Source organism: Roseiarcus fermentans, assembly GCF_003315135.1.
Classification (GTDB): domain Bacteria; phylum Pseudomonadota; class Alphaproteobacteria; order Rhizobiales; family Beijerinckiaceae; genus Roseiarcus; species Roseiarcus fermentans.
Map to the genome: position 1 here is coordinate 1 of NZ_QNRK01000018.1, position 13,204 is coordinate 13,204.

The following is a 13,204-nucleotide window of genomic DNA, read 5'->3' on the forward strand; positions in this document are numbered from 1 at the left end:
GTCCCGCCGAGGCTGAACGTCCCGCTGTTGGCGAAGGCGCCGAGCGTCAGCGCGTTGGTGTCGAAGAGGCTGAAGGTTCCGGCGTTGGCGGTGAAGCCGGCGCCGGTGAAGGTCAAGGTCGCCGCGTGGGCGGCCGAACCGTAGACCGCGAACGACGCGCTGGCGGCGTTGGTGAGCGCGGCTACGGTCAGCGTGTTCGCCGCGCTCGCGTTTTCGTAGGCGCTGCCGATCTGCACCGTCCCGGTGTTGGCGAGCGTGCCTGCGATCTTCAGGCTGCCGCCGCCGTCGCCATAGGCCGTGTCGAGGTACAGCGCGCCGCTGTTGGCGAACCCAGCGGTCTCCGTCAGCGATTCCATCCCGCCGAGACCGAAGGTCCCGCTGTTGGCGAAGGCGCCGAACGTCAGCGCGTTGGTGTAAGACAGGTTGAAGGTTCCGGCGTTGGCGGTGAAGCCGGCGCCGGTGAACTTCAGGGTCGCCGCCTGGGCGGCCGAACCGTTGACCCGGAAGGTTGCTCCGGTCGCATTGGCGAGCGCTCCGAGCGTCAGCGTGGTCGCCGCGCTCAGGTTGTCCGCGGTGCTGCCGACCTGCACCGTTCCGGTGTTGGCGAGCAGGCCTGCGATCGTCAGGCTGCCGCCGCCGTCGCCGGAGTTCAGGTCGAGGTTGAGCGTCCCGCTGTTGGTGAAGGCGCCGGTCTCCTTCAGCGATTCGGTCCCGCCGAGGCTGAACGTCCCGCTGTTGGTGAAGGCGCCGAGCGTCAGCGCGTTGGTGTCGAAGAGGCTGAAGGTTCCGGCGTTGGCGGTGAAACCGGCGCCGGTGAAGGTCAGGGTCGCCGCGTGGGCGGCCGAACCGTAGACCGCGAACGACGCGCCGGCGGCGTTGGTGAGCGCGGCGACGGTCAGCGTGTTCGCCGCGCTCGCGTTTTCGTAGGCGCTGCCGATCTGCACCGTCCCGGTGTTGCCCAATGTGCCTGCGATCTTCAGGCTGCCGCCGCCGTCGCCGTAGGCCGTGTCGAGGTACAGCGCTCCGCTGTTGGTGAAGCCAGCGGTCTCCGTCAGCGATTCCGTCCCGCCAAGGCCGAAGGTCCCGCTGTTGGCGAAGGCGCCGAACGTCAGCGCGTTGGTGTAAGACAGATTGAAGGTTCCGGCGTTGGCGGTGAAGCCGGCGCCGGTGAAGGTCAGGGTCGCCGCGTGGGCAGCCGAACCGTTGACCCGGAAGGTTGCTCCCGTCGCATTGGTGAGCGCTCCGAGCGTCAGCGTGGTCGCCGCGCTCAGGTTGTCCGCGGTGCTGCCGACCTGCACCGTTCCGGTGTTGGCGAGCAGGCCTGCGATCGTCAGGCTGCCGCCGCCGTCGCCGGAGTTCAGGTCGAGGTTCAGCGTCCCGCTGTTGGCGAAGGCGCCGGTCTCCTTCAGCGATTCGGTCCCGCCGAGGCTGAACGTCCCGCTGTTGGTGAAGCCGCCGCTCACCGTCAGCGCGTTGGTGTCGAAGAGACTGAAGGTTCCGGCGTTGGCGGTGAAGCCGGCGCCGGTGAAGGTCAGGGTCGCCGCGTGGGCGGCCGAACCGTAGACCGCGAACGACGCGCCGGCGGCGTTGGCGAGCGCGGCGACGGTCAGCGTGTTCGCCGCGCTCGCGTTTTCGTAGGCGCTGCCGATCTGCACCGTCCCGGTGTTGGCGAGCGTGCCTGCGATCTTCAGGCTGCCGCCGCCGTCGCCGTAGGCCGTGTCGAGGTACAGCGCTCCGCTGTTGGTGAAGCCAGCGGTCTCCGTCAGCGATTCCGTCCCGCCGAGGCCGAAGGTCCCGCTGTTGGCGAAGGCGCCGAACGTCAGCGCGTTGGTGTAAGACAGATTGAAGGTTCCGGCGTTGGCGGTGAAGCCGGCGCCGGTGAAGGTCAGCTTCGCCGCATGGGCGGCTGAACCGTTGACCATGAAGGACGCGCCCGCGGCGTTGGTGAGCGCTCCGAGCGTCAGCGTGGTCGCCGCGCTCATGGTGTCCGCGGTGCTGCCGACTTGCACCGTCCCGGTGTTGGCGAGCAGGCCTGCGATCGTCAGGCTGCCGCCGCCGTCGGAGGAGGCCTGGTCGAGGTTCAACGCCCCGCTGTTGGTGAACGCGCCGGTCTCGGTCACCGACGTGGTCCCGCCGAGGCTGAATGTCCCGCTGTTGGTGAAGCCGCCGCTCACCGTCAGCGCGTTGGTGTCGAAGAGGCTGAAGGTTCCGGCGTTGGCGGTGAAGCCGGCGCCGGTGAAGGTCAGGGTCGCCGCGTGGGCGGCCGAACCGTAGACCGCGAACGACGCGCCGGCGGCGTTGGTGAGCGCGCCCAGCGTCAGCGTGGTCGCCGCGCTCGCGTTTTCGTAGGCGCTGCCGACCTGCGCCGTCCCGGTGTTGGCGAGCGCGCCCGCGATCGCCAGGGCGCCGCCGCCGTCGCCGTAGCCCGCATCGAGGTTCAGCGCTCCGCTGTTGGCGAACGCGCCGCCGATGGTCGAGACGCCCGCGCCATTCAGCGCCAGCGTTCCGGTCAGGCTCAGCGCTCCCGCGGCGGCCGTGAGCGCGCCATCGACGGTCAGCGTCCCCTGGATCGCCAGCGTGGTCGGGCCGATGGTCACCCCGCCGACCGTGAAGTTCTCACCCGAGGCGATCGTGGCTGCCCCCGAGGTGGTGAGTTGAACGGTCGCCGTCGCGCCGTTGGGCGGGGGCGAAGGCGGGCCGCCCGTCCAGTCCGCCGCCACGCTCCAGTCGCCGGCGCCGCCGCCCCAAGTGTAAGTGACCAAAATAACCTCCCCTAGTTAAATCACTTCTGGCGCTGCTTCGTTCAGTTGAACGTCAATATTGTGGCTATGCGCTTATTGCTATGACTGACAGATACATTTAATCGACCCGGTATTGGTCGCGCGAATCGCCGAATGCGACCAATCTGTATGAACCAAAGTACGATTGCCCATCGTAACGTCGTTCATTCACTCTGCGATGATATCAGCGTACACGTGTCGCGTCGAATCGTCGCGTCGGCCGCGTCGACTCGAGATCCCGCCGTGGATTTGCGTCATGGCCGCAGGGGAAGCGTCGTCGCGGTTTCCCCACTAGGTCGCTGCGCGCCTTTTGGTTATACGCCCGTCATGACTTCCATCTCCGGGCGTTACCGCGCGCTCCTCGACGAGCGCCGAATCGAAGCCGATCCCGCCCAGGCGGCCCTGGTGGAAAAGCTCGACGCGCTCGCCGCCCGGCTCGGCGCCTGGCGGCCCGCGGCCGCGCGGCCGGGCGTGCTCGCGCGTTTCATGGGGGCGAGAGCGGCCGAGGCGCCGCGCGGTCTCTACGTCCACGGCTCGGTCGGGCGCGGCAAGACCATGCTGATGGACCTGTTCTTCGCCTCGGTCGCGGCGCCGAGGAAGCGGCGGGCGCATTTCCACGCCTTCATGGCCGACGTCCACGCCCGTCTGCACGAATGGCGCCAGGCGAGGAAGGTCGGGACCGTGACGGGCGAAGACCCGATCGCGCCGGTCGCCGCGGATCTGGCCCGCGAGGCGTCCGTGCTGTGTTTCGACGAATTCGCGGTGCGCGACATCGCCGACGCGATGATCCTCGGGCGCCTGTTCACCGCGCTCTTTGCCGCCGGCGTCGTCGTGGTCGCGACCTCCAACGTCGCGCCCGGCGACCTCTACCGCGACGGCCTCAATCGCGCCCTGTTCCTGCCCTTCGTGGCGCTGCTGCGCGAACGCTGCGAGGTGGTCGAACTCGATGCGCGCACCGACTACCGGCTCGAGAAGCTGGTTCGCGCGCCGGTCTACACGACGCCCCTCGGCCCCGCCGCCGACGCCGCGCTCGATGCGATGTTTTCGACGCTGACCGGCGCGCCGCGCGGCCATCCGGCGCAGATCGAGCTGCTCGGCCGCCATCTCGACGTGCCGCAGGCGCTCGGCGGCGTCGCCCGGTTCGACTTCGACGCGCTCTGTCGAAAGCCGCTCGGGTCGGCCGACTATCTCGAGATCGCCGAACGCTTCCACACGGTGGTCGTCGACCGCATCCCCGTGCTGCGGCCAACGGAGCGCAACGAGGCCAAGCGCTTCATCAACCTGATCGACACGCTCTACGACATGCGGGTCAAGCTGGTCGCCTCGGCCGCCGCCGAGCCGGAGGCGCTGTTCGCCGGCGCCGATGGCGCCGAGGCGTTCGAATTCGCCCGCACGGCCTCGCGCCTCGCCGAAATGCGCTCGGCGGACTACCTCGCGCTGCCGCACGGCTCCGAGGCGGCGCGCCTCGGCGACCTCGGCGGCATCGCGGAGACGTGAGTGAAAGGCTCGCCCAGCCCCGAAAACAACGAGGCGCGGCTGGTCGAGATCGCCCGCTCGCACGTGCGCCGGTTCGGCCACGCGCGCACCACCGTCGTCGGGGTCGCGGCCGAGGCGGGCATGACCCACGCCAACGTCTACCGCTACTTCGCCGCCAAGACGGCGCTCCTCGACGAGGTCGTGGCGAGCGGCCTGAGGCCGCTCGAAGCGCGCCTGCGCGAGGCGGCGGAGGGCGCGGACCCGGCCCACGACAAGCTCGAGCGCATGCTGATCGCGGTCCACCGCGACTATCGCGGCAAGCTCGACGACGACCCGGAGCTGTTCGACCTGCTCATCGACGCGCTCGCCCGCAACCGGCCGAGCGCGCGCAAGCATCGGGCCCGGGTGCAGTCGGAGATCCAGCGGGTGTACGAGGAGGGGGTGGCGTCCGGCGCCTTCGCGATGACCGACCGCCGCCGCGCCCTGTCGCTGATCTTCGATGCGGCCCACCGCTTCATCCATCCGGTGGCGCTGAAGCTCGACCGCGACGCCCCCGCCCAGGCGGTTGCGAGCCGCTTCGAGACGGTGCTGGCGATCACGCTGCGGGCGCTGAGAACGGGGCGGGCGTGACGTCGCCCGAATCGGGCGCCGTCTAGATAGGTCCTAGCTGTCGCCGCGCTCCATAGACGTATCGGACAATCTCTACGCCGTCCTCGAGCGACCGGAACAGTTGACATAGCTGCCCACGGGGAAAGATCGCACGCCCTTTGCAATGTCGTCGCGGATTGTGCCGACGCGCGGATTGTCTCTCAAAAGGACCGATATGTCTTCGAGGCGCTCGATCATCCGCACCGCCGCCGCCGGATTGTCCAGAGCGATGTAATCGCCGATTTCCTCGAGATCGGCAGCCGCGCGCGGGGTGACGACGAGACGGTTCATGTCTCCGGCGCCTGGCCGGCGTATTTGTCGCGCAAGCGCTTGAACAGCGGTTCGCCGTCAACGGGACTGCCGCTGGCGATCCCCTCGTTCCAGAGCCTCCGCAACTCGCTCACCTCGATTTCATGCGCGGCCCGGCGCAGCTTCCATGCACGCAGAGCTTCCCGCACAACTTCGCTCGTGGACGTGTATTCGCCGGTCTCGACCGCCTCTCGCAGCATGGCGACGAATTCAGGGGTGAGCGCCACGCTCACTTTCTGGACATTAGACATGGGGGCCTCCTTGCCCTCCTGGTAGCAGATTGAGGGCAACGACGCGAGGTCCGCCGGCGCGAGCGATGCTGCGCGACCAGCATCTGAAAACCGCCGCGACCCCGCCGCTGGCCCGCTTCGAGGCGCGAAGCGGCCCAGCGGCGACAATGTTACCCGAGCGTCGGATACCCCATCGCTTCCGCCGCGCGCTCGGGGTCGAGCACGCGCCGGTAGTCGGCCGCGGCGAGGACCCGCGCTCCGGTGAGCCCGAGCGCGCGTCGCGCCTCGTCGATATCCGGGTCCGCCAACGCGTCGAACAGCGCCGCGCGCGCGGCGGCGAGGGTCGCCGCCGGCAGGCCGGCGCTCAAGACGAACGGCAGGCCGGGCGTGGCCTCGGTTTCGGCGACGATGGCGATCCGGGACACGAGCCCCGGTTCGTGTCGGGCGATCAGGCCGAAGGTGACGCAGTCGATCGCGGCGAGCCCGGCGCTTCCGTCGGCGATGGCCGCCAGGCTTTCCGCGTGCGCGCCGGTGACGCGGACCTCCGAGAAGAACGGCCGCCCGCCCGAGAGCGGCGCGATCGCGGCGCGAAACAGGTTCATGCCGGTGTTGCTGTCGAGGGCGTTGACCGCCGCGATCGCGCCGCGGAAGTCCTCGAGTCGGCGTCGCCGGTCGCTGGCCGCGCAAACGATGAAGCTGCGGTGATCGGCGCCGGCGCAGCCGGGAAACGCATAGTCCGGCGTCGCGATCAGGGCGAGGTCGTCCCGCAGCGCCGTGACGTAAGGATAGCCGCAGGTCTGGCTGAAGATCAGGCCGGGATCGCGCCACAGGCCCGGCAGGTCGCGCCCGCGCGTCAGCGCCGCGGGCGCGTCGATACCGCGGGCGGCGAGGCCTCGGGCGATCCGTCGCCACAGCGCGTCGTGGGCCGGAACCAGGTCCGGAAAGTCGTACATCGGCAGCGCCGCGACCGGCGCGCCCGCGCTCATGCCGCGCCGCCGGTCCAGTCGGGATGGACGAAGCGGTCGTGCGGTTTCCGCCCGTAGCGCCGGACGACGTCGGCGTAGCCGTCGTAGACGAGCCCGCCGTTGCGGCGGATCAGCGCCTCGCGGTTCGCCCGATAGAACGCCGGAATGCGATACCACGACAGCCCGCCGCGCAGGTGATGGGCGACGTGCAGGTTGTTGTTGAGGAACAGGAGGCCGAGAATCGGCGCGTTCTCGACGATCGCGGTGCGCTTCTCGGGCTCGGTCGCGGCGCGGTGCTCGGCGAAGGAGCGGACCATGGCGAGGCTCATGCCCGGATAGACGAAGGCGGCGACATAGAGCCACAGCGGCATGCCGCAGACGCCGATCACCCAGACCAGCACGGGGACGCAACTCAGCGCATGCCGGAACAGGACCCGCCGGGCGGCGCCGCGTCCGCGCCAGGCGTCGCGGAGGAGGTCGCGCAGGAAGCGTCCGATCATCCAGGCGGGGCCGAAAGCCAGCCGGCCGATCAGCGTCGACTGGGCGCGCACCAGCGCCCGCCCGAGCGGGCCGAGGTCGCGCCATCCCGCCGCCGTCCAGTAATAGCTTTCCGGGTCCTCGAACGGATCGGTCAGGTTGGCGTCCTGATGGTGGCGCAGATGCGTCTCGCGATAGCTCGACCACGGCAGCCAGAGCGACAGCGGCCAGACTGCAATCGCTTCGTTCACGGCGCGCCAGGGCGTCGGATGGCCGTGGATGATCTCGTGCTGCAGGTTCATCTGCCAGGCGACCACCCAGGCGCCGAGCGGAACCAGCGCCCAGACCGGCAGGTCCCGCCAGAACCAGGTCGCGAGCCCCCACCAGGCGTAGACGACCAGCGCCAAGATGACCGTCGGCCGCTCGACCCGCCGGCCCAGCGGCGGCAATTCGACAATCTCCAAGCTCCGCTCCGCGCTCGGGGAGGTTTTCGCGGCCCCGACGTCGGAGTTGAGAAAACCATTGCCCGGCGCTTGCGACAATGCGGCGAAAAAGCGACGAATGAAAACTTTTTCTGGCGGCAAAGTCTAGATTTGCTGAGGAGGCGGGACAAAGGCGCCAGATCTGGCGTCAGCGCTCCATTCCCCGCGCCTCGCCCCTCGCCGCTTCCAGCGCGCCCGCCTGAAGCTCGCAGTAGAGCAGGCGGGCCGGGTCGACCGGGCCGGGCAGGGTGATGCGGCCGAGCGGCACGGTCCTGAAACCCATGCGCGCGTAATAAGGCTCGTCGCCGACCAGGATGACGAGCGTCCACCCGGCCGCTTTCGCCGCTTCGAGCGAGCGGATCACCAGCTTTTCGCCGATGCCCTGGCTGCGGAACACCGGCTCGACGATCAGCGGCCCGAGCAACAGCGCCGGCGCGCCGCCGATGTCGATCGGCGTCATCGCGTTGGCGCCGACCATCAGCGTGCCGACGCGCGCGACGAAGCTCAAGCCCCGGTCCGGTTCGGCCGTCTCGCGGATCCGATAGGCCGAGCGGGCGTATCGGCCGGGGCCGAACACGCGGTCGTTCAGGCGTTCGATGGCCGCCGCGTCGTCGGGCGTTTCGGGGTCGAGCAGAAGGGAAAGTTCGGGCATCGCGCCGCCATATCACGCGGCGCGGCCGCCGGTCATCCCCGTCAGGCGCCGAACTCGTCGGGATCGCGCCAGCCGCGCTCGAACGGCAGGCGCCAGGAATGGGGCGCGACCAGCTGGTAGATCGACTGCGGCCCCCAGGAGCCGGGCGCGTAGATGCGGACCGGCGGCGGGTTGTCGAGCACGCGGGTCGAGATCTCCCACAGGCGCTCGATGCCGTCGGCGGTGCAGAACAGCGTGTGGTCGCCGCGCATCGCGTCGAGGATCAGCCGCTCGTAGGCCTCGAGGACCGCGTCGCCGTCTCCGGTGTCGTGCAGCCGGAATTGCAGGCTCTGCTTGGCGAGCCGCATGCCGGGCCCGGGCTTCTTGCCGTAGAAGGACAGCGACACCCGCGTCTGGTCGGCGAGGTCGAAGGTGAGGTGGTCGGGCCCCTGCAGACCGAGCCCCGAATCCTCGGGGAACATGCTGCGCGGCGGCTCCTTGAAGGCGATCGAAATGATTCGCTGGCCCTGCGCCATGCGCTTTCCCGTGCGCAGATAGAAGGGAACGCCGGCCCAGCGCCAGTTGTCGATCCGGCACTTGAGGGCGACGAAGGTCTCGGTGTCCGAATCCGGATCGACGCCCTTTTCCTGGCGGTAGCCGATGTATTGCCCGCGCACCACATTGGCCGGGTCGATCGGCATCAGCGAGCGGAACACCTTGTTCTTCTCTTCGCTGATCGGGCCCGGCGCGAGCGAGGTCGGCGGCTCCATCGCCACGAAGCCGAGGATCTGGAACAGGTGGGTCACCACCATGTCGCGAAACGCGCCGGTCTGCTCGTAAAAGCCGATGCGATTGCCGATCTCCAGCGTCTCGGGCACGTCGATCTGCACGTGGTCGATGAAATTGCGGTTCCAGATCGGCTCGAACAGCCCGTTGCCGAAGCGGAAGGCGAGGATGTTCTGCGCCGGCTCCTTGCCGAGGAAATGGTCGATTCGGAAGATCTGGTCCTCGGAAAACACCTTGTGCAGTTCGGCGTTGAGCGCGACCGCGCTCTCGAGGTCGGTGCCGAACGGCTTCTCCATGATCACCCGCGAGCCCTTGGCGAGGTCCGCCTCCTGCAGCATCCGCACCGCCGACAGCGCGGCGGCCGGCGGCACGCTGAGATAGTTGACGAGCTGGAAGCTTCCGCCGAGCGCTTCGGCGGCCCGCTCGACGGCCGCGGCCAGCGCGCGCGCGCCCTGCTTGATCGGGACGTAGTCGAGCGCCGTGTCGAGCGCCGGCCAGTCGCCGTCCGTCGGCGGGTGGTCGTGATGCATCTCGACCGCCTTGCGGGCGAGCCTGCGGAAGTCGTCGACGCCGATGTCGTCGAGCGAGACGCCGATGATCCGGCACTTCGGGATGAAGCCCGCGGTGATGAGGTGGAAAAGCCCCGGCAGCAGCTTGCGCTGCGACAGATCGCCGGTCGCGCCGAACAGGACGACGATCTGCGGCAGTTTCGGACCCACTCCGGTCGGTATTCTGGACATCGCGCTCTCCCGTCATCCGCTGGCCGTCCACTCTTGACGGGCATTGCGTGACAGTCGTGCGACAGGAGCGGGGCGGACGCAAGGCGGCCCAAGCGCCCGGCGCGCGAATGCGCGCGTCGGGACGTTCCCCGCCCCTCCGCCGCCGTGCCCCCGCCGCCCCGCGAAAACCGGCCTGAACGACGTTTGGACGGGCTTGGATTCTCTCGTCCGAATCGAATATTTTCAGGGACTTGCCGAAGACGCCCGCGGACTCGGGAACAGCCGAGCCGCCGTCATCGCGAGGAGCGACCCCCGGACTTGGATCCAGACTTGGATCCGGGGGGACGCGGCGATCCAGGGGGGCGCGGCCAAGATCTGCCGTATGCCACGCTTCGCCGCGCTTCGACGTCGGCGCAGGCGGCCCCTGGATCGCCGCGTCGCCCTTCGGGCTCCTCGCGAGGACGGCGGGAAGCGTCATCGGCGTCGACGACGGGTCATGCCCAAGGCGCCCCAAGGTTTGGCGGTGACCGGACTCGTCTTTAGTCTCCGTCAGGCCGCGCCCCTCCGGCAACGTCAGCGCAAGGATCCGCAGCCGCGTTTGGCCGCTTCGCGGGAAACTTCGCAATTGATGCCGATGTCAACCTCGTCCCGCACCTTTGCCCAATGGGATCCGCCTGATACGATGCGAAACATGGCAGGGAGGGACAAGCGGACAAGCGCTTTCGTCTTTATTCTCAACACCAGGAGTCCGTCTGATGGCTGTGACGCTGGATCATACGGACGCGATTGTAGTCGTCGATGAACTTGGCGACGGAATGCGCAGGATCACGGTTCAGCCAAAGTGTAACAAATTCTTACCCTGTAGCAATTGGGATACCCATTATTCGCTGGATATGATTGATTTGATGCTAGAGACCGCCGGGCTCTGGATAGTCGATGCTATCATGCATGAAGAAAATCCTCTTTACGTTCCGCTGGAAATTAAGTGGGAAGTACTTAGCTATATTGATGACAAAGATCTCGACGGATGCCGTTTGCTGGATTTTGGCTCAGGAGGCGGCTCTTCCAGCATCGTGTTATCGCGTATCGCACCCAGTGCGACTGTCGTTGGCGTTGAACTGAGAGAGGACTTTGTCAGGATTTCACGACGAATAGCAGAATTCTACGGCGTTTCAGACCGCGTTCATTTTCATATCTCTCCGTCGCCAAGACAGTTGCCACCGGACCTGGGTCAATTCGATTTCATTTTCCTGTCTGCTGTCTACGAACATTTGCTTCCCGGCGAGCGTGCGCAGCTTATGCCCTTGCTATGGTCCCACTTGAAAACAGGCGGTATCCTTTTCCTCAATCAGACGCCTCACCGCTGGTTCCCGGTCGAACATCACACGACGGGTCTGCCGCTCGTCAACTATCTGCCGGACGGCCTGACTGCGGTCTGCGCGCGGACGTTCTCGAAGCGCATGGAGGGCGACGAGACTTGGGAGACGTTGTTGCGCAAGGGCATTCGCGGCGCGACGCACGGGGGCGTGTTGGCCGAACTCAATCGCGACGGCCGCAAGGCGCTGTCATTGCAGCCGAAGCGCTTCGGCGCAAATGACCACATTGAACTCTGGTATCGCTACTCCAACACGTTGCAGCCGACCGCGCTGCGAAAGCTCGCAATGTGGGGCATGGAGGCGCTGAAGAAGGCGACCGGCATGACGCTGACGCCTTACATATCGCTGGCGATCCGCAAGATTGCGTGAATTCCTGCTGGCGAGGCGCCGGATCTCAGTGGGCCTCACCGCCGCCTGAGCCTGAGGCTCGCCCAGCCTTCGAGGTCGATCCGCTCGGCGAGAAAAAAGCCCTGCGCGCGCCACGCGGCGAGCACGCCGGGAACGTCGGCGAGCAGCAGGCCCGAGACGATGGCGTCGCCGTCCCGCGCCGTCACCGCGGCCAGCGAGGAGGCGAGCAGGCGCAGGGGCTTGGCGAGAATGTTGGCGAACACCACGTCGTAGGGACCGGCGTCGCGCAGGGCGCGATTCTCGACGCCGCGCGAAACAATCGCCTTGCAGAATTCGCCGACGCCGTTGAGGCGGGCGTTGTCGTTGGCGACCGTGACCGCGACCGGATCGAGGTCGCCGAGCCGGACCTGCCGTTTCAGAACCCGGGCGGCGGCGATGGCGAGGACGCCCGCGCCGCAGCCGACGTCGAGCACGGCCCGCGGGCGGCGGCGCTTGAGCAGCCGGTCGAAATGCATCAGGCAGCCGCGCGTCGTGCCGTGATGGCCGGTGCCGAAGGCGAGGCCGGCCTCGATCTCGATGCCGATGTCGCTGACGCCGACCTTTGCCCGGTCGTGGCTCCCGTGGACGAGGAAGCGGCCGGCGCGCACCGGCGCGAGGCCGGCGAGCGCATTGGCGACCCAGTCCTTTTTCTCCGTGAGACCGAATGCGGCCGCCTGGGCGGTCTCTTCGTCGGCGGCGGCGGCGATCAGGGCGCGCAGCTCGTCCTCGTCGGGCTCGAAGCCGAAATAGGCCTCGACCAGCCACGCCTTGCCGCCGCCCGGCCAGACGTCCTCGGTCTCGAAGGCGGAGGCGGCGGCTTCCGCCGGCTCGAAACTCTCGACGATGAGATCGGCGACGGCGCGCGCGCGGCGCTCGTCGGTGGTGAGCGTGAGACGGTGGGCGGCGTTGTTGGGCGGCAGGCCTTCGAGCATGGCCGCCGCCTATCACGGCTGTCCGCTCCCCGCCAGCCTCGGTCTTACAATCTCCACATCATGCTGGTATTCAATCGTTCTCTCTGGCGCGGAGCGGCGTGCGATGGCCACGGACTTGGCGACGAAGGAAGCCCTCACAGTCGATTTCGCACGGACCGCGCAGGCGATCCGGCTCCGCCGCAACGGCTGGACGCCGAACAACGCCCGCCTGCCGGTCCTTCTCTACCGCAGCGTGCGGCTCGGCGAGGCCGGGCCGGATCTGGCCTCGGCGTTCGAGGCCCTGTTCCGGCGCAACGGCTGGCCGCCGGCGTGGCGCAACGGCGTCTACGGCTGTCATCACTACCATTCGAACGCCCACGAAGCGCTCGGCTTCGCCGCCGGCTCGGCGAAGCTGGTCCTCGGCGGCCCGGACGGGCTCGAGGCCGACGTCGAAGCCGGCGACGTCCTCGTCCTGCCGGCCGGGACCGGCCATTGCCGGTTGCAGGCGAGCGCCGACCTCGTCGTCGTCGGGGCCTACCCGCCCGGCGCGCGCTGGGACCTCTGTCGCGCCGCGCCGAGCCCGGAGCAGACCGAGCGGATGCGGGCGCTTCCCGTTCCGGCGTCCGACCCGGTCGGGGGCGTTTCTGGGCCGCTGACGGAGCGCTGGCGGCAAGAGGCATGGCTGGCGCGGCTGCGTTGAGGATGGCGCCGAACGCCGCCGAAACTGTCAGGCCACCTTCGGCTCGAAGGGCTTTACCCCGAGCGCTTCGGCATGCGCGCGAACTTGCGCCAGGTCGAAACTCATCTGCATTCGAAGCCAGAAATCGGCCGTTCCTCCGAACGCCTTTTCAAGGCGCACCGCCATTTCGGGGGAGATGCCGCTCTCCCCGCGAATGACGCGGTAGAGCTGCTGACGGGTCACGCCGAGCCCTTCGGCCGCCTCGGCAATGGAAAGGCCGAGTTCGTCGATGTTGTCCTTGACCAGTCCCCCGGGGTGGGGCGGGTTCTTCATGCTGGGCGCCATCGC

At 68.4% G+C, this 13,204-nt stretch carries 13 protein-coding genes; 4 read left to right on the forward strand and 9 right to left on the reverse strand.

The window, feature by feature from the left end; all coding sequences use genetic code 11:
* Positions 1 to 2,762, reverse strand: a 2,762-nt coding sequence (locus tag DFR50_RS16330) for a beta strand repeat-containing protein (protein ID WP_210208934.1), incomplete at its 3' end; no start/stop codon positions are given.
* A gap of 345 nt (positions 2,763 to 3,107) precedes the next feature.
* Here DFR50_RS16330 and zapE point away from each other — a divergent pair.
* Positions 3,108 to 4,277 (forward strand): cell division protein ZapE, encoded by a 1,170-nt coding sequence (zapE, locus tag DFR50_RS16335; protein WP_113890351.1) that lies wholly within the window; start codon positions 3,108 to 3,110, stop codon positions 4,275 to 4,277.
* On the forward strand, positions 4,278 to 4,886 hold the full coding sequence (locus tag DFR50_RS16340; RefSeq protein ID WP_113890352.1) for a TetR family transcriptional regulator: 609 nt from the start codon (positions 4,278 to 4,280) through the stop codon (positions 4,884 to 4,886).
* Positions 4,887 to 4,958: 72 nt separating this feature from the next.
* Here DFR50_RS16340 and DFR50_RS16345 read toward each other — a convergent pair whose 3' ends face one another.
* The 6 genes from DFR50_RS16345 to zwf form a co-directional block, all read right to left on the reverse strand.
* Positions 4,959 to 5,195 (reverse strand): type II toxin-antitoxin system RelE/ParE family toxin, encoded by a 237-nt coding sequence (locus DFR50_RS16345; RefSeq protein WP_113890353.1) that lies wholly within the window; start codon positions 5,193 to 5,195, stop codon positions 4,959 to 4,961.
* The gene (locus tag DFR50_RS16350) at positions 5,192 to 5,464 is read right to left on the reverse strand and encodes a type II toxin-antitoxin system ParD family antitoxin (RefSeq protein WP_113890455.1); all 273 of its coding nucleotides are present in this window, start codon (positions 5,462 to 5,464) and stop codon (positions 5,192 to 5,194) included. The genes DFR50_RS16345 and DFR50_RS16350 overlap by 4 nt, the downstream gene beginning before the upstream one ends.
* A gap of 149 nt (positions 5,465 to 5,613) precedes the next feature.
* A complete protein-coding gene (locus tag DFR50_RS16355) occupies positions 5,614 to 6,429 on the reverse strand; it encodes a phosphate/phosphite/phosphonate ABC transporter substrate-binding protein (protein WP_113890354.1) in 816 nt (271 codons plus the stop codon).
* Positions 6,426 to 7,349 carry a fatty acid desaturase gene (locus DFR50_RS16360; protein ID WP_210208935.1) on the reverse strand — a complete coding sequence of 308 codons (924 nt, stop codon included), beginning with the start codon at positions 7,347 to 7,349 and terminating at the stop codon, positions 6,426 to 6,428. Before DFR50_RS16360 ends, DFR50_RS16355 begins: the two co-directional genes overlap by 4 nt.
* Before the next feature lie 166 nt (positions 7,350 to 7,515).
* Positions 7,516 to 8,019: a GNAT family N-acetyltransferase gene (locus tag DFR50_RS16365; RefSeq protein WP_113890356.1), complete on the reverse strand. Its 504-nt coding sequence runs from the start codon at positions 8,017 to 8,019 to the stop codon at positions 7,516 to 7,518.
* Between the two features lie 41 nt (positions 8,020 to 8,060).
* The gene (zwf, locus tag DFR50_RS16370) at positions 8,061 to 9,524 is read right to left on the reverse strand and encodes a glucose-6-phosphate dehydrogenase (protein WP_113890357.1); all 1,464 of its coding nucleotides are present in this window, start codon (positions 9,522 to 9,524) and stop codon (positions 8,061 to 8,063) included.
* A 734-nt stretch (positions 9,525 to 10,258) separates the two neighbouring features.
* Here zwf and DFR50_RS16375 point away from each other — a divergent pair.
* Complete coding sequence (locus DFR50_RS16375) at positions 10,259 to 11,248, forward strand: SAM-dependent methyltransferase (RefSeq protein ID WP_113890358.1); 990 nt, start codon at positions 10,259 to 10,261, stop codon at positions 11,246 to 11,248.
* 35 nt (positions 11,249 to 11,283) lie between these two features.
* On the opposite strand, the gene DFR50_RS16380 is transcribed toward DFR50_RS16375, so the two are convergent.
* A complete protein-coding gene (locus DFR50_RS16380; RefSeq protein ID WP_113890359.1) occupies positions 11,284 to 12,198 on the reverse strand; it encodes a 50S ribosomal protein L11 methyltransferase in 915 nt (304 codons plus the stop codon).
* Between the two features lie 103 nt (positions 12,199 to 12,301).
* Between DFR50_RS16380 and DFR50_RS16385 the strand changes: the two genes are divergently transcribed.
* Positions 12,302 to 12,877: a cupin gene (locus DFR50_RS16385; protein WP_245427852.1), complete on the forward strand. Its 576-nt coding sequence runs from the start codon at positions 12,302 to 12,304 to the stop codon at positions 12,875 to 12,877.
* A gap of 27 nt (positions 12,878 to 12,904) precedes the next feature.
* On the opposite strand, the gene DFR50_RS16390 is transcribed toward DFR50_RS16385, so the two are convergent.
* The gene (locus tag DFR50_RS16390) at positions 12,905 to 13,201 is read right to left on the reverse strand and encodes a HigA family addiction module antitoxin (RefSeq protein WP_170153243.1); all 297 of its coding nucleotides are present in this window, start codon (positions 13,199 to 13,201) and stop codon (positions 12,905 to 12,907) included.
* Positions 13,202 to 13,204: the final 3 nt, after the last annotated feature.